Here is a 20,319-nt window from a genome sequence, read left to right on the forward strand (position 1 = left end):
CTCAGCCTGAACTGCCATTGCTGCTTATTAGGGTGCCCGGGTAGTGTTTAGTTTGACTCAAGCAGCGGCGCAGCGCTTTAAGCTGCTTTGTTGTAAGCCGCTGCAGAAACCATTGTTGTGGGCAGTACTGACGCTGTTGCTGACATCCTGCAGCAGTACAACCTTTGTCTACAATCGCCTCGATGTCATTTTGCCTTGGTACTTGAGCGACTATGTGGAGCTTGACCGAGCGCAAAAGAAGCAGCTCGATCTCTTATTGCAGCCATTCTTAACATGGCATCGTCAGCAAGAACTACCGCGCTATCTCGCCCTGCTGCAGCGGGCCGAAGCAATGCTCGATAAGCCCCTAACTTTGGCGGAACTGGATGACTTGGTGGCAGAGCTGGAAGTGGCGATGAATCGTATCCAAGAGCGCTCTTTGGAGGATTGGCTCCTGCCCTTAGGTGAAGAGCTCAGCGAAGCTCAGTTAGCAAAGTTCATCACAGTGCTCGAAGATAAGCAGCAAGCACTTGAAAAGGAATACTTACAGCGCAGTGAGAAAGCCTATCACAAGGAAACCTATAAGCGTTTTCGCCGTGCTTTCCATACTTATTTAGGGCGTTTAACGCAGGAGCAGCGCCTCGTGCTTAATGAGGCTGTGGCTAGTATGAAACGCGCAGATCAGCTGTGGCTGCAGGAGCGACAAGCGTGGATCGAGCGTTTGCGCTGTATATTGCAACGTGAGGACAACTGGCAACAGGAGCTGCGTGAAGCGCTCGCAGAGCGTCAAGAAATAGGCAGCCCTGAGTACCAAGAGCTGTTTCAGCACAATTTCGCTGTGATCAAGCAGACAGTCGTAGTGCTAGTCAACAGTCGCAGCGAGCGGCAGGACCGTCGCTTGCGGCATAAGCTGACAAGCTTGCAGCGAGATATGGCTCGCCTTAAACAGTAGGGCTTGCCGACCGCTGCTAAAAAGTTTGATAAAGAAAAGCAGGGCGCCGCTTAGGCAGCGCCCTGAGTGAGCTGATTAATCCAGCAGAGAGAGGTCGCGTACAGCGCCTTTGTCGGCGCTGGTGACCATCTTGGCATAGACCTTCAGAGCAGCGCTAACCTTACGCGGCCTAGCTTTGGCGGGTCGCCAAGCAGCTGAGCCTTTAGCATCTTCGGCGGCGCGGCGCGCGGCGAGTTCTTCGTCGCTCACTGCCACGTTGATGCTGCGATTGGGAATGTCGATGTTGATGATGTCGCCATGCTCTACTAAGCCAATAGCACCGCCAGCAGCGGCCTCAGGCGAGGCGTGGCCAATCGACAGGCCAGAGGTGCCGCCCGAGAAGCGTCCGTCGGTGAGTAGGGCGCAGCTTGCCCCTAGGCCTTTAGACTTCAGGTAGCTGGTGGGGTAGAGCATTTCCTGCATGCCGGGGCCGCCGCGGGGGCCTTCGTAGCGGATGATCACCACATCGCCCTCTTTAACCTTGCCGGCTAGAATGTCTTCTACTGCTGATTCTTGGCTTTCGCAGATGTAGGCAGGGCCCGAGAACACCAGAATGCTTTCATCGACCCCAGAGGTTTTCACCACACAGCCATCTTCGGCAATGTTACCAAAAAGTACAGCTAGGCCGCCTTCGCTGGAGTAGGCATGTTCAAGTTTGCGAATACAGCCATTCTCGCGATCCAGATCAAGGCTGGGCCAGCGAGTAGACTGGCTGAAGGCTGTTTGCGTGGGAATACCGCCGGGGCCGGCACTGAATAGCTTGTGAGCCTCTTCGTCCTGACTCTGTGCGATATCCCATTTGGCTAGGGCATCGCGCATGCTTGGGCTGTGCACGGTGGGATTGTCAGTGTGCAGTAAATTGGCGCGATCGAGTTCGCCGAGAATGCCCATAACACCGCCAGCGCGGTGCACATCTTCCATATGATAAAGCGGCGTATTTGGCGCCACCTTGCACAGCTGTGGCACTTTGCGCGATAGGCGGTCGATGTCCTTGAGGGTGAAGTCCAGCTCGGCTTCCTGGGCGGCAGCTAATAAGTGCAAGATCGTGTTGGTTGAGCCGCCCATGGCAATGTCCAGCGCCATCGCGTTTTCAAAGGCGGCAAAGTTGCCGATATTACGCGGCAGAACTGATTCGTCGTTTTGCTCGTAGTAGCGTTTGCAGAGCTCTACGATGAGCTGCCCAGCACGCAAGAACAGTTGCTCACGGTCAGAGTGGGTGGCCAGGGTAGAGCCATTGCCCGGCAGCGACAGACCTAGGGCTTCAGTGAGGCAGTTCATGGAGTTGGCGGTGAACATCCCCGAGCAGGAGCCGCAGGTGGGGCAGGCAGAGCGCTCATACTCAGCCACATCGTCATCATTGGCATCGCTGTCGGCGGCGATCACCATGGCATCGACTAGGTCGAGTTTGTGCTCAGAAAGTTTGGTTTTGCCGGCTTCCATAGGGCCGCCGGAGACAAACACCACCGGAATGTTGAGGCGCATAGCCGCATTGAGCATCCCGGGGGTAATCTTGTCGCAGTTAGATATGCACACCATGGCGTCTGCGCAGTGGGCATTAACCATGTACTCCACAGAATCGGAGATGACGTCTCGTGAAGGCAGGCTGTACAGCATGCCGTCGTGGCCCATGGCGATACCATCATCCACTGCGATGGTGTTGAACTCTTTCGCCACTCCACCGGAGCGCTCAATCTCTCGCGCTACCAGTTGGCCCATATCTTTGAGGTGGACATGGCCCGGTACAAATTGGGTAAATGAGTTAACCACAGCAATAATGGGCTTTTGGAAGTCATCGTCTTTCATGCCGGTGGCGCGCCACAGGGCGCGAGCGCCGGCCATGTTGCGGCCGTGGGTAGAGGTTTTAGAGCGATAGTCTGGCATAGGGCACCTAATTCGGCCGCACTATCAAGATGTAGCGCGGCGCATTGGGTTGAAACAGAGCCAAGCAGGATAGCAAATTATCGCCGCTTTGGCTGGAGTATTACTGAAGTGCTGGCGACTTTAGGGCTGAATTAGCTGTACTAATTCAGCCTATGACAGGCTTTTAAAAAACACCTTGGACTTACGCTGCAAGTTATACAGATTTTGCTTTTTTGCCGGTAAGTCATCCCGCGAGCGCTCTTCAAAGCCCTGCTCGATAAACCAGTGCGCAGTTTGGGTGGTCAGTATAAACACCCGGTCTAGGCCCAGTCGTCTGGCTTCGGCCTCAAGTTCGCGCAGCAAGCGCTGGCCACGTTTGCCGCCGCGATACTCTGGGTGGGTGATGACGCAAGCCACTTCGCCGCAGCCCTCATCGGGGTAGGGGTAGAGTGCAGCGCAGGCCAAGATGCGGCCGTCGCGCTCCAGTAAGCGGAACTGTTTAATTTCTGTTTCCAGCAACTCACGAGAGCGTTTTAGTAATACGCCCTGCTGCTCTAGGGGTTCAATCAGTTCGATAATGCCGCCGACGTCGTCAATGGTCGCCGTGCGCAACTGCTCGTAGTCATCGGTGGCTACTAAAGTGCCGCTGCCATCGTGGGTAAATAATTCTTCTAGCATGGCGCAGTCATCTTGATAGCTAATAACCTGACAGCGCTCTACGCCAGCAAGGCAGGCGCGCTGGGCAGTGGCGGCAAGTCGCGCCTGTTCTTTATCGTAAAATTTTAGATTGGCCATGTCGCCCACCGCGATCTGGCGCAGCAGCTTGCCTTCAGAGTTGATCAGGCCTGCGGCACTGCCAAATAAAAGCAGCTTGTCGGCATTGATGGCAGCGGCGCAATGCACTGCGATATCTTCTAAGGCGAGATTAAAGATCTCGCCAGTGGGTGAATAGCCCAGGGGTGAAAGCAGCACGATTGATCCGGCGGCGAGCTGTTGCGAAATGCCGGCAATGTCCATGCGGCGTACACGGCCGGTATGTTGGAAATCGACACCATCCACAACGCCGATAGGTTTGGCGGTGATGAAGTTTCCGGAGCAGACACGAATACTTGCACCTTGCATGGGCGAGTTGGGCAGACCCATTGATAGCCCTGCTTCAATTTGGGCTCGTAGCGCCCCTGCAGCATCGGCCACGTGTGGCATGGCAACGCTGTCGGTGATGCGGATGTCTTGGTGGAATTTGTTCTCGATACCGGCCTGCTGCAGGCGCTCATCAATTTGCGGCCGGTTACCGTGTACCAGCACCAAGCGTATGCCAAGACTGTTGAGCAAGGCGATATCGTGAATGATGTAATAGAAGTTGTCATGCTGCGCAACTTCACCGCCAATCATTAGCACAAAGGTTTTTCCCCGGTGTGCATTGATGTAGGGCGCAGTGTTGCGGAACCAGCGTATGTGTTCGCGACTCGCTGTTGTCACCTGTGTCTCGCCTGCTGAGTTGGTTCAAAAGAGGCTAAGATTACCCAATGCCGCGGCAGGGCACTAATGGCAATATTGCACAGTTGCTGGCTGGGCGTTGCAGTGGTGCTCACAGGCAGTAGCGTGCAATACACTGTTGCAAGAGTTCAATGCAGGGCCGCATCTGCTCCATTTCCAGATATTCATCGGGCTGGTGGGCGCGGTCAATGGAGCCGGGCCCCATAACAATGGTCTCCATACCTAATTGCTGCATAAAAGGCGCCTCGGTGGCAAAAGCGACAGCTTGGGCGGAGTGACCACTCAGTTGCTCCGCAATGCGTACCAGTTCACTGTCGGCAGCCTGTTCAAAGGGGGGTACTTGATCGACCAGTGAACGCAGCTCAATGGCGACGCCGTGTTGTCCCGCCAGCCCTTGTAAGCGCTGATTCAGCTCTTCGCGTACGGCAAAATTGTCCCCCTCTGGTGTCATGCGCAGGTCAATGTGCAGCTCGCTGCTGCCACAAATTCGGTTGGGACTGTCGCCGCCGTGGATGCAGCCTAAGTTGAGTGTGGGTACCGACACTTCGAAGGCCGGGTTGGGATAGCGCTGTGCGAGATCGAGCCTGAACTTGAGCAGATCGCCCATGACGTGATGCATCACATCTAAGGCATTATTGCCCAGAGCTGGGTTGGAGGAATGTCCCGATTGGCCGGTGATACGAATGGCCTCCATCATGATGCCCTTGTGCATACGAACCGGTACTAAGGAGGTCGGCTCTCCAATAATGGCGGCGCGGGCTTTGGGGCGGCCCGCGGCAGCAAGTGCTCGGGCGCCATTCATGGAGCTTTCCTCATCGGCGGTGGCGAGGATGATCAGCGGTTGTTGTAAGGGCTGGCCAACAAAGGCTTGAGCGGCGGCCATGGCCAAGGGAAAGAAGCCCTTCATATCGGTGCTGCCCAAGCCGTATAGCCGCTGGTCACGCTCGCTTAGTTGCAGTGGGTCGCTGCGCCAGCGGCCTTCATCAAAGGGCACAGTATCGGTATGTCCGGCCAGCACTAGCCCACCGGGGCCACTGCCGAGTGTGGCAATTAAATTAGCTTTGCGCCCGTCAGGGGTGACATCAATGAGCTCGGTGCTAAAACCCATTTCTGACAGCCAAGTGGCCAACAGTTCCACCACAGCTCGATTGCCCTGATCCCAAGATGGATCAGTGGAGCTGACAGAAGGGATTGCCACTAATTGCTTTAGTCGCTGAATAACCTGTTGTTCGGGCAGAGACATAATAAACGCGCATCGATAGCGGGGATAACCCCAGGGTTCATAGCACGTTAGCCCTGGGGATTTAGGGAGTCAACTGTCCTTTACCTTCGCGCGCCCTAGGTGAATATGGCGCGGAAGATAAAGAAGAAGATAATGGCCAGTCCGGCTCCAGCGGGTAGGGTGATGATCCATGAGATAAAGATCTGACCGATGATGCGCAGGTTGATGGCTGCAATACCGCGGGCAAAGCCCACCCCTAGGATGGCGCCGACTAAGGTGTGAGTGGTAGATACCGGCAGGCCAGTGGCCGAAGCGACGACGACGGTCGAAGCGGCGCCAAGCTCAGCTGCAAAGCCACGGCTAGGTGTCAGCTCGGTGATCTTACGGCCGACCGTAGCAATAACTTTCCAGCCATAAGTGGCTAGGCCCACCACAATACCCAAGGCACCGACCAGCAATATCCACCAGGGCATAACCGTTTGGGCGGCAATAGCGCCACCAGACTTAATTGTGCTGGCAATGGCGGCCAGGGGGCCGACAGCGTTAGCTACGTCATTGGAGCCGTGGGCAAAGGCCATGGAGCAGGCGGTAAAGATCATCAGAATGGCAAATACGCGCTCGACGTTGGCAAAGCGATTGCTTTGGTTGGGAACTTCCTTGACCCGCCGTAGCAGTAAGCCACCAATTGCCGCCACGACTAAACCAATCGCAGCTGATAATAGCGCCGCGTTGGCAAAATCACTGCCCAAGCCTAAGTTGAGATCTAGGCCAATGTGCTTCAAGCCTTTGAGCAGTGTGACCATAGAGATCATAAAGCCGACCATCCACATATAAATAGGGATGATTTGCTGAGCTCTTTTAAAAGGGTCCGCAGTGTCGAGAATGAAGATTTTGACGCTCATAAAGAGGCCGAAAGAAATACTGCCGGCCAACACCGGTGATACCACCCAACTTGCTGCAATGGCCCCGACCTTACTCCAGTGCACGGCCTCCACCGAGATACCCACGGAAGCAAAGCCGACAATGGCGCCGATAATTGAGTGGGTGGTCGAGACCGGCCAGCCTTTAATACTGGCGATCATGAGCCAAGTCCCGGCGGCTAACAGCGCCGATAGCATGCCAAAGACCATCAAATCCGGCGAATCCGCCATGATGTCTGGGTCGATGATGCCTTTGCGGATGGTTGAGGTGACCTCGCCACCCGCTAGATAAGCGCCGAGAAACTCAAATACCATAGCCACTAGAATGGCTTGCTTAATGGTCAGGGCGCGGGAGCCGACCGAGGTTCCCATGGCGTTGGCGACGTCGTTGGCGCCGATCCCCCAAGCCATAAAGAAGCCAAAAATGCAGGCAATGATCAGCAGCGTGCTGCCGTGTGTTGCGATGATTTCCATCAAAGAGTCCCGTTATTTGGCCATGATAATCTGGAGACGGTGTCCAATGCGCTCAGCATCGTCAGCACTGGCAGCTAGCAATTCGATGATCTTGTAGTAGAACATCACATCGACTGGGGGCAGCTCGGCCTCGATCTTGAACAGTTTGCTACGCAGTGCTTGAGACTGCTTGTCGGTGCGGCCTTCCAGCTTCTCGAGCACTTTAATCATACTCTCGACCTGCTTGACTGCGCGGCCACTGAACCCCACTTCTAAGAGCTCGTCCAGCTCGCTGATGACGACTAGGGCCTGTGCGCTCGTTTCGGCGCAGGTTGTCACCAGTTCCATGAGAGAGCTTTGCATGGCCTCAGGGAACTTCATTTTGCGCCCTAGTGCCAAACCGGCAATGTCTTTAGCGGTATTGGCCACCTTATCTTGGAAGGTGATCAGCTCTAGCAGGTCGCCGCGCGGCACTGGCATAAACAAGCTTTTTGGCAAGTGCCGCCGCACCGAGCGTTTGAGCTTGTCGGCCTGGCGTTCGGCGCGTGATATATCTTTGAACAATTGAGCAGCGCTATCCCAGTTGTCTTCTGCGCTGGCAACGAAGAATGCAGGCAGCAACTGAGCGGCGTCATTAACCACCTTCATGTGCTCCTGTATGGGTCCTATAGGTGATCTGCCAAACAGCTTGCTGAGTGGGTTTGATCCAGTGGTTCTTTTTTTGCCTTTCGGCTCGCGAGAAGTCATTGTTTTGCTCCCTTCCGATTCGCGCGAAGTATAGGGCCTGTGCTGCCCGATGTCACAGGCCTTGTGAACCTAAGCTTTGGGGCCTGTGCTAGCATGCAGCCCAGAACCACTATCGCGGCAATGGAATTATTTTATGCCTAAACGTAACAAGGGAGTGGCATGAATCCAGCTCAAAGGGCTTTACCCTCGATTCTGGCAGAGCAGGCGGAGCGCGCTCGGGCCCGCATGCGTGAGCGCTGCTCCCCAGATGATTGGCAGCGCTGGCAAAGCGAGTGGGCGCGATATCCTCATCCTGAGCACCTCGACCTGATGCTGGCCTGCAGTCCTTTTGTAGCAGAGTTGCTGTGCCGCGATCTGAGGCCAATGTTAGAGCTTCTGACCAGCGGTACTTTGCTGCGTAGCCTCGACGAGCAAGAGTTGCAGCAATCACTCAAGGCCAAGCTAGCTGAGCCAGAGCTTGATTTGGCGGTGGTCTTGCGTCGCTTTCGAGCACAGCAGATGCTGCGCATTGTGTGGCGTGACTTCACTGCTTTGGCAGCGACCTTAGAAACAACCCGCGACACCTCCCTTCTTGCAGAGGCCTGTATCAGCGCTGCACTGGAGTATAACCAGCGTGTGCTTGAGAGCCGTTTCGGGGTGCCGCGGGGCCGTCATAGTGGCGAAGCTCAGCAACTGATGGTGCTGGCGATGGGTAAGCTGGGCGCCCGGGAGCTGAATATCTCCTCTGATATCGACCTGATCTTTGTTTACCCAGAGGCCGGGACCACAGATGGCAGCGAGCGCAGCTTGTCCAACGATGAGTTTTTTACCAAGTTGGGCCAGAGTGTTATCACCGCCCTAGATCAGGTGACCGCCGAGGGTTTTGTGTTTCGAGTCGATATGCGCTTGAGACCCTACGGTGAAAGCGGTGCCCTAGTGCACAATTTCAGCGCCATGGAGGATTACTATCAGGAGCAGGGTCGCGACTGGGAGCGCTATGCACTGATCAAAGCCCGGGCGCTCAACGGCTCAGCGGCCCGAATTGAAGAGCTGACGACATTGCTGCGCCCCTTTATCTACCGCAAATACGTAGATTTTGGGGTGATTGAAAGTCTGCGCAGCATGAAGCAAATGATTAACTCCGAGGTGCGTCGCCGCGCCTTACAAGATGACATCAAGCTGGGCCATGGCGGTATCCGCGAAGTGGAGTTTATCGCTCAGTGCTTTCAGTTAATTCGCGGCGGCCGCGACCTTGGCTTGCAGCAGCGGGAGCTACTACCCGTACTAGACGAGTGCGCGGCACTGGGTTGTTTGCCAGGGGATGTTGTCGCAGAGCTAAAAGCGGCCTATCTATTTTTGCGTGACAGTGAACATGCTCTGCAAGGCTACCGTGATCAACAAACCCAGCACTTACCTCAAGACAGTTTAGCCCGAGCCGCTCTAGCGCAGGTGATGGATTGTCGAGACTGGGAGGAGTACCAAGAGAAGCTAAGAGGCCATCGCGAGCGCGTGGCAGAGCATTTTCGTGATCTGATCGCAGCACCTGAAGATGATGTGGCGGCAGAGGCGCAGGATTTAGACTTGTGGGGCGAAGACCTGGATGCGAAAAGTTTAGCGCAATTGGGTTATCGGGAGCCCGAACTCAGTGTGAAGTCGCTGTTGGAACTGCGTGACAGCCGGCGGGTTATTGAACTGCAAGTGCAAGGTCGCGAGCGGCTCGCGGAATTTATGCCGCAGTTATTACTAGCCTGTGCTGAGAACGAGGATCCCGATACGGCGCTGGCACGGGTCTTGCCCTTAGTGACAGCGGTGCTTCGCCGCAGCGCCTATCTTGCCTTGCTGTTAGAAAACCCCGCTGCATTGGATGAGCTGGTTACCTTGTGCGCGGCCAGCCCTTGGATTGCTGCACAGATGGCCGCTCGCCCGGTGCTGTTGGATGAGTTGCTAGATCGGGCCAGTCTCTACAATGCACCGGATAAAACGCGTTTGCAAAATGAGTTGCAGCGGCAAGTTGCCAGATTAGCGGTGGACGATTTGGAGGCGCAGATGGAAGCACTGCGCTACTTTAAGGCCTCCCACACTCTGCGAGTGGCAGCCAGTGAGTTGGTTGGCCGGCTGTCCTTAATGAAGGTAAGCGACAAGCTGAGCTGGTTGGCAGAAGTCATCTTGGAGCAGGTCCTTGCGCTAGCTTGGCACGACCTGGTCGCAAAATACGGTGAGCCGGCACGACAGCGCAGTGGCTATGGCTTCGCTATCTTTGCCTACGGCAAGCTAGGTGGTATTGAACTCAGTTACAGCTCCGATCTCGATCTGGTGTTTGTCTATGACGCTGAGGCTCAAGGGCACACTGATGGTAAGCGCAGTATCGACAATTCTCTGTTTTACACCCGCCTCGGCCAGCGGATAATCCATATACTGCAAACTCAAATGTCTATGGGGCAGCTATACGAGGTCGATATGCGTCTGCGACCTTCGGGTGAGTCAGGTATGTTGGTGGCCTCCACTACAGGCTTTGACAGCTATCAGCGGGAGTCTGCTTGGACCTGGGAGCATCAGGCCTTGGTGCGGGCGAGGCTGGTAGCGGGCGACCCACAAGTAGGAGAGGTGTTTTACGCTGTGCGACAAAGAATTCTCTGTCAGCAGCGCGACCAAGCAGAGCTCGCCGTTGAGGTGCTAAGAATGCGAGACCGCATGCGGGCACATTTACTTCCCAGCGTGAATCTCGACAGCGATCACTTCTATCTTAAGCAGGATCGCGGCGGTATCGTGGATATTGAATTTATGGTGCAATACGCGGTTTTAGCTTGGTCTCATCGTGTGCCCCAGTTGGCGCAGTGGTCTGATAATGTTCGCATCCTTGAAACACTGGGGCAGAGCGGCTTATTTGCAGCCGCTGAGAGCGAGGCCTTAATCCAGGCTTATTTGGCTTATCGCTCCGCCGCGCATCAGCTGGCTTTACAGCAGCAGGAAGACGCGGTGCCGGCGGCGGCATACAGTGAGCATCGCGCTGCGGTGATTGCTAAGTGGGAGCAACTGTTTGCGCCCTATCTAGCCAGTGCAGAAGCGCTTGGCTTTGAGGATACACAGGATAAATGACTGTCATGAAAGGGCAGGCACACCCTAAAGCCGCGGGCCAAGCAGGTGCTGCCTTAGCTACAAAAATTCTAGTGGTCGGCCCGTCATGGGTTGGCGATATGGTGATGTCGCAATCCCTGTATCGGGTACTGCGAGAGCGCCGGCCTGGCTGCCAGATTGATGTCTTGGCGCCGGCTTGGAGTGAAGCTATTTTGGCGCGAATGCCCGAGGTGCGCCGAGCGATCAATTTGCCCTTAGCCCATGGTGAATTAGGCTGGGCTAAACGCCGAGCGCTTGGCCATAGCTTGCGTGCTGAACACTATCAGCAAGCGATCTTACTGCCTAATTCACTTAAGAGCGCGCTGGTGCCCTGGTTTGCCCGCATCCCACAGCGCACAGGCTGGCGCGGAGAAATGCGCTACGGTTTGTTAAATGATCTGCGTCGTTTGGATGAAAATGCTCTACCCTTGATGGTGGAGCGCTTTGTGGCCTTGGGTTTAGCGCCAGTTGAGGCACTGCCTGAAACAATCCCAGCGCCGGCCTTAGTCGCCGATGCTGAGCTGGCGCAACTGGCGGCTGAGCGCTTTGGTATAGACCCTAAACGGCCTATTTTAGCGCTCTGTCCGGGGGCTGAGTTTGGCTCTGCTAAGCGCTGGCCCGAGTCGCACTTTGCTGCGGTGGCGCGTCATTATCTACAGCAGGGCTGGCAGGTTTGCCTCTATGGTTCAGCGAACGATGCGCCGGTTACGGCGACAATTCATCAGGCCAGTGGTGAGCAGGCGGCAAGCTTTGACCTCGCAGGTCGCACCAGCTTGGCAGAGGCAGTAGATTTACTGTCACTGTCTACGGCGGTGTTGAGTAATGACTCTGGCTTAATGCATATCGCAGCTGCACTGGAGCGCCCCACGGTGGCCGTTTATGGCCCCACGTCACCGGCCTTTACGCCGCCTTTGAGCAAGCGCTCAGCAACAGTGCTCAGTACCATTGATTGTGCGCCCTGTTTTGAGCGGGAGTGCCCGCTAGGTCATCATCGCTGTATGCAAGAACTGGCGCCGCAGAGGATGATTGATACACTGGATGCCCTGCACAGTAATAGCCCGGCTCAATCAATATAGGACACTACACTAGGTGCGAGTACTGATCATTAAGATGTCCTCTTTAGGGGATGTTATCCATACTCTGCCCGCGCTGAGCGATGCTGCTCAAGCGATACCCGGGATCCAGTTTGACTGGGTGGTGGAAGAGGCTTTTGCAGAGATTCCGGCTTGGCATCAGGCGGTTGACCGGGTTTTGCCTGTCGCGCTGCGGCGCTGGCGGAAGCAGCCTTTAAAACATTTCGGCGGCCCTGAGTGGCGCCGTTTCCGCAAGGGGCTCAAGCATCAACATTACCGCTGTGTTATCGATGCCCAGGGCCTGCTAAAAAGTGCTTTTATTACCCGTTTAGTGAAAGCGCCGCGCTATGGTTATGATCGCCATTCTGCCAGAGAGCCGCTGGCATCGCTGGTATACCACCACAAAATACCTGTGTCGCGCGAATTGCACGCAGTGGAGCGTACGCGGCAGTTATTCGCTGCGGCGCTCAATTACGAGTTGCCCGCAGAGCAGGGCGATTATCGGGTGCGCGATTATCTCAAGGCGGGGCAGGACCGCCCGGGCCGTAATTTGTTATTTTTTCATGGCACAGCTCGGGATGAAAAACTGTGGCCGGAGCAGCATTGGGTAGAGCTGGCTGCTCTAGTGGCTGAGGAGCAGTTTCAAGTGTGGCTGCCTTGGGGGAATGAGCTGGAAAAAGAGCGTGCCCAGCGCATTGTCGAGCAGGCGCCTAATGCGCAGGTCTTGCCGCGTTTGGACCTGCTAGGACTGGCCGATATGTTGCTGGAAGTCGATGGTGTAGTGGCGGTAGATACTGGCTTGGCCCATTTGGGGGCGGCACTGAGTGTGCCCTCGGTATCGCTCTATGGACCGACCGACACCGCTTTAATCGGCGCTTACGGTAAAAACCAAGTGCATATTCAGTCTCCTATTGGCCCCGCACAGACCAGTGACGCGGTGGCCATGATGGAATCCATCACTGCGCAGCAAGTATGGCAGTCACTGCAGTCCGTACTGCCGAGTGATATTTGAGATGCGCCTCGCTTTTTTACTGTATAAATACTTTCCCTACGGTGGCATGCAGCGTGATTTCAAGCGCTTTGTTGAAGAGTGTCAGGCCCGCGGTCATCAGGCACGAGTGTACTGTATCAACTGGCAAGGGGAGAGCCTCCCCGGGATCGATCTGCGTTTGGTGCCGGTGCAGGCTTGGAGTAATTATCGCCGCAATGAACGCTTCCTCGACTGGGTGCAAAAGGATCTAGAGTCCGAGCCGGTAGATGCTGTTATTGGCTTTAACAAAATGCCAGGCTTGGATATTTATTACGCCGCCGATTCCTGCTATCTCGATAAGGCTCTGAATGAGCGGGGTTATCTGTATCGTTTGACGCCGCGCTTCCGGCATTTTGCCCGCTACGAAAGAGCGGTCTTTGGGCCGCAGGCTAAGACCGAAATCTTATTGATATCTGCGACTGAGCAGGCCAAGTTTGAGCGTCATTACCACACGCCTGAGGCCCGTATGCATATGTTGCCGCCGGGAATAGCTGCCGATCGACGCGCGGGACCGGATGCAGCACAGCGCCGCGCGGCAAAGCGTTCAGAATTGGCCCTGAGTGATGATGAAGGCATGCTGCTGTTTGTCGGTTCAGGCTTTATTAAAAAGGGCTTAGACCGTGCTATCAGAGCACTGGCGGCTCTGCGTCAAGGGGGTAAATCGCTGCAGCTCTATGTTGTAGGGCAAGATAAAGAGCGCCGCTTTCGCCGCCTTGCACAGCAGTTGCAGCTCAGCGAGCAGGTACATTTTTTAGGCGGCCGGGATGACATACCGGATCTGCTCTTAGCTGCAGATTTGCTCGTTCACCCTGCCCTAGATGAGGCCGCGGGCATTGTCTTGCTTGAAGCCCTAGTCGCTGGCCTGCCAATTGTAGTGACCGATGTCTGTGGCTACGCCCACCATATTGCAGCGGCGTCTGCTGGCATTGTGCTTCCTTCACCATTTCAACAGCAGGAACTTGAGCGTGCGCTCTCGGATTTGCTTCAGCCAGAGCGCAACCAAGCTAGCCGCAGCGCGGCATTGGCTTATGCGGAGCGCGAAGATCTGTATTCCATGCACCGCAGTGGAGCGGCGCTGATTGAAGAGTTAGTTCTGCGTAAACAGGGTGGCCAAAGTGAGTGAGTGCTACCTGCGCGACGATTTAGCGGCAGAGCTTGGCAGCAAGGGTTTGCTCGAGTGGGGCCTGCAAGCGGCACAAGCGGCGGCGCCAAAAGATATCTTTCGGGCCCGTGAAGGGCGTTTGACGGTTCGTCTAGTGCGCGGCGGAAAACCGTATTTTTTGAAATATCACGGCGGTATTGGCTGGCGTGAAATATTTAAAAATTTATTGCAGCTACGCTGGCCGGTACTTGGGGCAAGCAATGAGTATGAGGCGGTCAATCGCCTGCACAGTTTGGGGGTGGATACCATGACGGTAGCGGCTTATGCCCGCGCTGGCTTGAACCCCGCTAGGCAGCGCTCTCTGATTGTGACCGATGAATTGGTAGGCACGGTGAGCCTAGAAGATTACTGCCGCAACTGGCGTGATAAACCACCGCCATGGTCTGAGCGGGTCGCTCTGATTGCCAAGCTGGCCGATAGTGCCAGGCGAATGCATCGAGGGGGGATTAACCACCGCGACTTTTATCTCTGTCATTTTCATCTGGACCCTAACAGCCTCAATAGCGGGTCGTTGCGCTGCTACTTGATCGACTTGCATCGGGCTCAGTTACGCCCTAAAACTCCGTCTCGCTGGCTCGCTAAAGACCTATCGGGTTTGTATTTTTCAGCCATGGACTGCGGTTTAAGACAGCGTGATTTGCTGCGCTTTTTGCGCCATTACACAGTGGGGGGGCTGCGTGTTGCCCTGGGGCGAGATCTGGATTTTTGGCGCCGAGTGGAGGGTTTGGCTTTGCGCCTCTACCACAAAGATCATGGCCATGCCCCGCCTCCTGGACCATGGGAGCGCGGGCGATGACAGCGCGAGTATTGCGTGATGGTCCGCCTGCCGCAGCGCTCTGTGATGCTTTGAATGCATCTGAAGTCAGTACGCGAGACTGGCTGCTAGCCAATGGCCGCGTGCTGAAAAATGATACTCACAGTGTGGTCGTGTTAGTGCCCATAGCGGGGCGGGAGCACTATATAAAACTATTTGTGAGCAAGTCGAGCTGGCAGGGCGTGATGTTTCGCTTTAGTGTCAGTCGAGCAGTGCGCGGTCACGACTTTGCCCGGCGCTTGCATGAGGCTGGACTGCCTGTGCCCCAAGCCCTGTGCTGCTTACTAGTACCCGAGGGTACCCTGCTCGTCACTGAGGCGGTGGCGGGCTCAGATTTGAAGACATTGTGGCGAGGAGACTCCAGCGATACCCTGAATTGGCCTTTTATCATGCAGCGCAGTGCCGGCGCTGTTGCCGCACTACACCGGGCCGGATACGCTCACGGTGACTGTAAATGGGCTAACTTGTTAATGGGCCCTGAGGCTTGCTTCTTGGTCGACCTCGATGGGGTGCACAAGACCGCTTGGGCCAGCCGCAAACAGGCGGCAGATATTGCCCGCTTTACCCTCAGTGCAGAGGAGCTATCGCTGCCAGATGAGTATTATACGGTTTTCCTCGACAGCTATTGTCAGCTGACCGGGCGCAGCCGAGCCGATGTGATAAAGGCAGTGATGCCTCGGCTGAGAAACTTGCGTCAGCGCCACGAAGCTCGTTACGGCCGTCGGGGCCATTTATTATTGGGAGAATAATAAGATGAGTCATTCATCGCAAAACACAGCAGGAGAAGCCTCTAAGCCCAGTACCGGGCACCTAGCTGGCGAGGTATTTTACCGCCACTGGCAGCCAGCAGTTGAGGCCAAAGCGGTGATTCTGTTGGTTCACGGTCTGGGGGAGCATAGCGGCCGCTATCAAAGCTTCGCTGACTACTTTCTGCCACTGGGCTTTGCTGTGGTGGCGCCGGATCATCTTGGGCATGGACAGTCGCCGGGCCATAGAGCGCATATCGATCGCTTTGTGGATTTCTTTCCGCCCTTGGATGCCCTGCGCGATAAGATTGCTAGCTGGTATCCATCCCTGCCCTGCTTTTTAGTTGGTCACAGTATGGGCGGGCTGATTACTGCACGCTACTTGCTGGATCACCAGCAAAATTTTGCTGCTGCCGCCTTGTCTGGGGCAGCACTGGCTGTGGCAGAAAAACCGCCGGCGCCGCTACTGTGGCTTAACGCCCTGCTGTCACGCCTAGCACCCACGCTAGGAATACTGCAGCTTGATGCAACACAGATTAGTCGCGACCCAGCGGTAGTACAGGCTTATTTAGATGATCCCTTGGTGCACGATGGCAAGGCCAGTGCCCGCTTGGCCAGGGAGCTATTTCAAGCGATGGGAGAACTAGAGCAAGGCCGCGGCGGCATTACTTTGCCCATGCTCGTCATGCATGGCGAAAAAGATGCGATGGCGGCAGCGCAGGGCTCGGCGGACTTTTATCGTGCGATCGGCTCAGTAGATAAAACCCTGCGGCTTTACCCGGAGCTCTACCACGAGATTTTTAATGAGCCCGAACGCTTAGAGGTATTGTCTGATCTAGCCACTTGGCTGGAGCGCCAGCTCGCTGAGCACTCAGCTAAGTCCTAATCGACTCAGGCTTTTGATAGCTGCTTAAGCGAGACGCTGCTTGAGGTAAGTGCGCGATTTTAGCCAGACCCGCACTCGCCGCTCGGCCTCTTTGAGATGCGCTTTGCGCTCGGGGTAGCGGCAGGGCAGTGCTATCGCTTGCACCCCCTCGAGCTCTTCAAGCCAGCTGTGATCAGGCTCGTAGCCCAAGCGAACTAAGTCTTCAGCTAAGCGGGGGTGGCGCTGTAATTGCTCGGCAATCCGCGGTAAATGACTGCGCCACTTATTTAGGCTTTCCGGGTTCACCGCCCGCAAACCATTCATGGCTCGCTGTGAGTCCGCAGAGGGCGCGGCGTGTTGGTGATACTCGCTAAAACGGTGGCGCTGTTGCAAGAATGGAAAGTGCGCTGCGATCGTGGCCTGTATAGCGTCAGGGTCAGCGACTAGGTCTTCGTAGCGCAGGCGGAGAAAGCGAGCGTGTTGGTCGTAAGCCTGAGCTGCGAGGTCGCACTCCCGCCACACGCGATAGTTGCAAAAATACTGATCGGGGCTCTCACGGTGCTTGCTGGTGATAACAGCTCGTGGATCGCGGCCCATGTAGATCACATACAATTGCGGGTCGCGAAAAAAAATATGCTGCAACTGCTTGATATCGTTGGGTTGTTTACTGAAATACAGCTCTGCATCAGGCACGCTCGGCGGCGCAAAGATACTCGATTCATGACTGCAAAAGCCGTCGCTGTCAAAGCAAGTGGAGATTAACTCCATTAACAGCGTGGTGCCGCTGCGTGGACAGCCGACAATGTGCAAGCGCTTCATAGCTTGCCCTTAGCCTGCAAACGGCGCATGGCCCATTGGTAAGCTTCAATCGCTAGCAGCCTAGCTTCTTGGTGTCCCAACTCAGGGTATTGCTGTTGCCAGGCCAAGAAAAACCGCCAGCGATCACTGCGTGTTAAATCACTCGGCAACAGCATGTTTAGCTGCATGAGGTTTTTTAACAGTAGTTTGCCCGGTGGTGGGCGGCGCAAGATATTGCGCTCATTGTCGATTAAGGCAAAGCGGAATTGGCCACCTTTGTAATTGGCCAGCACATTACTGGGCCGTAAATCACCGTGGATATAGCCGGTGTTATGTAAGCGGCCGATAAAAGTGCCCAGGGCTTGCAGCAGGTTGCGGCGCAGGATCAGTGTGGCGGGATCGCGACCAGTTAAGCCATGTCGTAACCAGTGGGTAATGCCATCTCCGGGTATGGCAAGTGCAATGAGGTAATCATGTCCATTGGGCAAGCGGCCCCAGGCCACATGCTCCGGTGCGTCAAAGCCGGATTTGCGCAGTGCATCACTATTGCGACGAGCCCGGGTGGCACGGCTGCCAAGCAGCAGAGCCTTGATATACTCCAGGGGCGAGCGCGGCAGAAACTCTTTGTAGTACAAACCTTCATTTGGCTGAACTGCCACACGGGTGTTGACCGAGCTTGAGACCAGCGCCCAGCCCTGGGGCAAGTTATCTTGGCTCAGCTGGACTGCAGTAGCATGCAATTCGGGGTTGTTAGGCTGTTTAGTAATGATCACGTTCCTGTGCTAGTTGCCGTGTTATTCTACGCATGGGGCTGTGCCCCGTCTTCCGTTTTGTCCGCTGGAGAATGATATGGGCCTAGCCCGCAACAGTGCAGCAAGTTTTAGAAAGTGGCACCGCACACAGCGGGAGCGATATCTCAGGCCTTGGGTATTTATCCATATTAACAAAACTGGCGGTAGCAGTATTGAAAAAGCGCTGGGAGCAGGGCTGGATCACAGTACTGCTTTAGAAAAGCGCCAGCAATTAGGTGCGGCTGCATGGCAGCGCAAATTTACTTTTACCATAGTGCGCAACCCCTGGGACAAAGTGGTGAGCCACTATCACTATCGCGTTAAAACCAATCAGACCGGCCTCGGTGAGCAGCCAATCGATTTTTCTGAGTGGGTATACCGCTGCTATGTCGAAAGAGACCCTACTTACTATGACCAGCCGCGTATGTTTATGTCCCAGCGGCAGTGGCTGGTGGACGAGTCAGACCAGCTATTAGTCGAGTTTGTGGGGCGCTTTGAGAACTTGCAAGAAGACTTTGCGCGTATCTGTGAGCGGATCAATGTAAAAGCTAGGCTGGGGCATGCTAAGCCATCGGGTCGCGGGGGCTATCGCGATTACTACGATGCCCAGACCCGCGATATTGTTGCCGAAGCTTTTGCGGCTGATCTAGAGAGCTTTGACTACAGTTTTTAGTTCTTGGCTGGATAAGCTGGCAATTTAACGATACGGATAGTAGCGCGGCCATCGCCTTCAAAGACCTGCGCTTCGCGCAGCTGATAGACCTGTAAAAACTCTTGCCACAGTGCTAGCTCTCTGCGCGTCACTCTCATGGCGAGGAAATTATGGCCCTGCCACAGGGATGGCTGATCAATCATATCCTGCACCCGAAAGTCATGGGCGCTATAAGTGCTCCAGTCGTAGGGGCGTTCGCTAAAATAGGCGATATACATATTATTAGACATCAGCGTTGCGCTCTCGGGGGTCTGCTGCCGAATCCAGCGCGTAGCATCTTCGATAAAGGCTTTCTTATAGTCGCCGTTGTGTAGCACATCGCCGGTCATGCCGATCATCAGTAGAAGGGCAATAATGCGCCCTGCGCGCCCGGCGGCATATTGCCACAGGGCACTGAGCATAAAGGCCAAATAGAGCAATAAAAACAGGCTGACAATACTGGCGTAGCGCTCAAGCATGAAGTGTTTGCTCAGCGTGAATAGTGCTAAATACAGCAATCCGATGATGATGTGCGCATTGATAATACCGCGCTCACTGGGTTGAATACGCTGCCAAGCTTGCCGCATGTGTCCCCAGATGAGTACTGCTAGCCAGGGCCAAGTGAATGCGCGACACAAGTTAAGCAGCAGAATTCCGCAAAGTGCAGCAACTGCGGCCCAGTTGGCATCTTCTTTAGCGGAGAATACCAAGACTGTGTCGGCGGTGTGGCTTGCTAGCTTGTCAAAGCGACTTGGTAAATTGAGCAGCTGCTGGACATAGCTATTAATAGCTGGAAACAAACTAAGACCAGAGCCCCTAGAGCTTTCGTGGTTGAGTAGCAGCGCCAGCCCAGCAGCGGCGACTATAAACACGGGTAGGGCCAGCCGGATGACGTCTTGCCAGCGGTTTCTGCTGCTTGGGAGCAGTAGGGCTAAGGGCGCGAGCAGTGCAAAAAATGCGCCTTCGAAGCGGAACAGGGTCGCCGCAATTACCCATGCATACCAGCTAAGCTGACGCCCCAAGCGGGGCTGCTGAGCGTAGAGTAATAGGCCCCGCAAGGCCATGATCATGCAGGCCCAATAGGCCGGGTCGCGCATAATCGAGCTGCGATAGTCGTTGATAATGGGATGGCTGAGAATAATGATGGCGGCTATTGTTTGGACCCGCCGATCGCCACCTAAAGTGGCTATAGTGGCGACAAAGCCGGCGCACAAAAGCGCGTAGAAAGCGCTGGTTAGTACTAGACCGGCATGGCTTAGGGACAGACCGCTAAAGCGGTGAACCTCCGCTATGAGTATCGACAGCGAGGGGCGCCCGTAAAGTTGCTGGCTGGCCAGCAGGCCATCGCGTAGGTAGGCTTCTGCAGCGCGCAAGTATAAAATGGCGTCCCGATTGATAATCGGGTCGATATAAATCAGCCACAACGACAGAACCAGACTGGCGAAAACAATTAGGCGCAGGTCTATGGTTTTGCGATGGCTTGTGTCGGCGGGGCTGGTGGTAAACTTTGCAGGCACGTTTTCAACTCTGTTTTGCCGCCAGTTTACCGTTGCCCTTGGCTCGACACCAGTCACCGTCCCCACAAGA

17 protein-coding genes are annotated in these 20,319 nt (G+C 55.4%); 9 read left to right on the forward strand and 8 right to left on the reverse strand.

Annotated elements, in window-relative coordinates; all coding sequences use genetic code 11:
* Positions 1–43 precede the first annotated feature (43 nt).
* On the forward strand, positions 44–931 hold the full coding sequence (locus H2508_RS11975; protein ID WP_182173942.1) for a DUF6279 family lipoprotein: 888 nt from the start codon (positions 44–46) through the stop codon (positions 929–931).
* A 75-nt stretch (positions 932–1,006) separates the two neighbouring features.
* On the opposite strand, the gene ilvD is transcribed toward H2508_RS11975, so the two are convergent.
* From ilvD to H2508_RS12000, 5 genes are all read right to left on the reverse strand, one after another.
* Entirely contained in the window at positions 1,007–2,851 is a 1,845-nt protein-coding gene (gene ilvD, locus H2508_RS11980; protein ID WP_182173945.1) for a dihydroxy-acid dehydratase, read from the reverse strand.
* Positions 2,852–3,001: 150 nt separating this feature from the next.
* Positions 3,002–4,309 carry an amino-acid N-acetyltransferase gene (gene argA, locus H2508_RS11985; protein WP_182173948.1) on the reverse strand — a complete coding sequence of 436 codons (1,308 nt, stop codon included), beginning with the start codon at positions 4,307–4,309 and terminating at the stop codon, positions 3,002–3,004.
* Between the two features lie 109 nt (positions 4,310–4,418).
* The gene (gene argE / locus H2508_RS11990) at positions 4,419–5,570 is read right to left on the reverse strand and encodes an acetylornithine deacetylase (RefSeq protein ID WP_182173951.1); all 1,152 of its coding nucleotides are present in this window, start codon (positions 5,568–5,570) and stop codon (positions 4,419–4,421) included.
* Between the two features lie 95 nt (positions 5,571–5,665).
* Positions 5,666–6,943 (reverse strand): inorganic phosphate transporter, encoded by a 1,278-nt coding sequence (locus H2508_RS11995; RefSeq protein ID WP_182173954.1) that lies wholly within the window; start codon positions 6,941–6,943, stop codon positions 5,666–5,668.
* A 12-nt stretch (positions 6,944–6,955) separates the two neighbouring features.
* On the reverse strand, positions 6,956–7,669 hold the full coding sequence (locus tag H2508_RS12000; protein WP_182173957.1) for a TIGR00153 family protein: 714 nt from the start codon (positions 7,667–7,669) through the stop codon (positions 6,956–6,958).
* 159 nt (positions 7,670–7,828) lie between these two features.
* Here H2508_RS12000 and glnE point away from each other — a divergent pair, with 159 nt between their 5' ends.
* The 7 genes from glnE to H2508_RS12035 are packed head-to-tail and all read left to right on the forward strand — an operon-like array spanning position 7,829 to position 16,473.
* Positions 7,829–10,744, forward strand: a complete 2,916-nt coding sequence (gene glnE / locus H2508_RS12005) for a bifunctional [glutamate--ammonia ligase]-adenylyl-L-tyrosine phosphorylase/[glutamate--ammonia-ligase] adenylyltransferase (protein ID WP_182173960.1) — start codon at positions 7,829–7,831, stop codon at positions 10,742–10,744.
* The gene (gene waaF / locus H2508_RS12010; protein ID WP_328799369.1) at positions 10,741–11,838 is read left to right on the forward strand and encodes a lipopolysaccharide heptosyltransferase II; all 1,098 of its coding nucleotides are present in this window, start codon (positions 10,741–10,743) and stop codon (positions 11,836–11,838) included. Before glnE ends, waaF begins: the two co-directional genes overlap by 4 nt.
* A 13-nt stretch (positions 11,839–11,851) precedes the next feature.
* Positions 11,852–12,847 (forward strand): lipopolysaccharide heptosyltransferase I, encoded by a 996-nt coding sequence (gene waaC / locus H2508_RS12015; RefSeq protein WP_182173963.1) that lies wholly within the window; start codon positions 11,852–11,854, stop codon positions 12,845–12,847.
* Position 12,848: 1 nt separating this feature from the next.
* Complete coding sequence (locus H2508_RS12020; RefSeq protein ID WP_182173966.1) at positions 12,849–13,988, forward strand: glycosyltransferase family 4 protein; 1,140 nt, start codon at positions 12,849–12,851, stop codon at positions 13,986–13,988.
* The gene (gene rfaP, locus H2508_RS12025) at positions 13,981–14,823 is read left to right on the forward strand and encodes a lipopolysaccharide core heptose(I) kinase RfaP (protein WP_328799370.1); all 843 of its coding nucleotides are present in this window, start codon (positions 13,981–13,983) and stop codon (positions 14,821–14,823) included. Before H2508_RS12020 ends, rfaP begins: the two co-directional genes overlap by 8 nt.
* Entirely contained in the window at positions 14,820–15,590 is a 771-nt protein-coding gene (locus tag H2508_RS12030) for a lipopolysaccharide kinase InaA family protein (protein WP_182173969.1), read from the forward strand. Before rfaP ends, H2508_RS12030 begins: the two co-directional genes overlap by 4 nt.
* A gap of 4 nt (positions 15,591–15,594) precedes the next feature.
* Positions 15,595–16,473, forward strand: a complete 879-nt coding sequence (locus H2508_RS12035) for an alpha/beta hydrolase (protein WP_182173971.1) — start codon at positions 15,595–15,597, stop codon at positions 16,471–16,473.
* A 24-nt stretch (positions 16,474–16,497) separates the two neighbouring features.
* On the opposite strand, the gene H2508_RS12040 is transcribed toward H2508_RS12035, so the two are convergent.
* Both H2508_RS12040 and H2508_RS12045 read right to left on the reverse strand, forming a co-directional pair.
* Positions 16,498–17,271: a sulfotransferase family protein gene (locus H2508_RS12040; protein WP_182173974.1), complete on the reverse strand. Its 774-nt coding sequence runs from the start codon at positions 17,269–17,271 to the stop codon at positions 16,498–16,500.
* Positions 17,268–18,023 (reverse strand): lipopolysaccharide kinase InaA family protein, encoded by a 756-nt coding sequence (locus H2508_RS12045; protein ID WP_182173979.1) that lies wholly within the window; start codon positions 18,021–18,023, stop codon positions 17,268–17,270. Before H2508_RS12045 ends, H2508_RS12040 begins: the two co-directional genes overlap by 4 nt.
* A 76-nt stretch (positions 18,024–18,099) precedes the next feature.
* Here H2508_RS12045 and H2508_RS12050 point away from each other — a divergent pair, with 76 nt between their 5' ends.
* Positions 18,100–18,714 (forward strand): sulfotransferase family 2 domain-containing protein, encoded by a 615-nt coding sequence (locus H2508_RS12050; RefSeq protein WP_220463763.1) that lies wholly within the window; start codon positions 18,100–18,102, stop codon positions 18,712–18,714.
* On the opposite strand, the gene H2508_RS12055 is transcribed toward H2508_RS12050, so the two are convergent.
* The gene (locus tag H2508_RS12055; RefSeq protein ID WP_182173982.1) at positions 18,711–20,249 is read right to left on the reverse strand and encodes a hypothetical protein; all 1,539 of its coding nucleotides are present in this window, start codon (positions 20,247–20,249) and stop codon (positions 18,711–18,713) included. The two genes, H2508_RS12050 and H2508_RS12055, sit on opposite strands and share 4 nt — an antisense overlap.
* Positions 20,250–20,319 lie beyond the last annotated feature (70 nt).

The sequence above is a fragment of the Sediminihaliea albiluteola genome, from assembly GCF_014077625.1.
GTDB lineage: Bacteria > Pseudomonadota > Gammaproteobacteria > Pseudomonadales > Halieaceae > Sediminihaliea > Sediminihaliea albiluteola.

What these genes read in the sequence shown, in the direction of transcription:
- ilvD (WP_182173945.1), bottom strand. Translation starts at nt 2,851, where the DNA reads ATGCCAGACTATCGCTCTAAAACCTCTACCCACGGCCGCAACATGGCC.
- argE (WP_182173951.1), bottom strand. Translation starts at nt 5,570, where the DNA reads ATGTCTCTGCCCGAACAACAGGTTATTCAGCGACTAAAGCAATTAGTG.
- H2508_RS11995 (WP_182173954.1), bottom strand. Translation starts at nt 6,943, where the DNA reads ATGGAAATCATCGCAACACACGGCAGCACGCTGCTGATCATTGCCTGC.
- H2508_RS12000 (WP_182173957.1), bottom strand. Translation starts at nt 7,669, where the DNA reads ATGACTTCTCGCGAGCCGAAAGGCAAAAAAAGAACCACTGGATCAAAC.
- glnE (WP_182173960.1), top strand. Translation starts at nt 7,829, where the DNA reads ATGAATCCAGCTCAAAGGGCTTTACCCTCGATTCTGGCAGAGCAGGCG.
- waaF (WP_328799369.1), top strand. Translation starts at nt 10,741, where the DNA reads ATGACTGTCATGAAAGGGCAGGCACACCCTAAAGCCGCGGGCCAAGCA.
- H2508_RS12020 (WP_182173966.1), top strand. Translation starts at nt 12,849, where the DNA reads ATGCGCCTCGCTTTTTTACTGTATAAATACTTTCCCTACGGTGGCATG.
- H2508_RS12030 (WP_182173969.1), top strand. Translation starts at nt 14,820, where the DNA reads ATGACAGCGCGAGTATTGCGTGATGGTCCGCCTGCCGCAGCGCTCTGT.
- H2508_RS12035 (WP_182173971.1), top strand. Translation starts at nt 15,595, where the DNA reads ATGAGTCATTCATCGCAAAACACAGCAGGAGAAGCCTCTAAGCCCAGT.
- H2508_RS12040 (WP_182173974.1), bottom strand. Translation starts at nt 17,271, where the DNA reads ATGAAGCGCTTGCACATTGTCGGCTGTCCACGCAGCGGCACCACGCTG.
- H2508_RS12050 (WP_220463763.1), top strand. Translation starts at nt 18,100, where the DNA reads ATGGGCCTAGCCCGCAACAGTGCAGCAAGTTTTAGAAAGTGGCACCGC.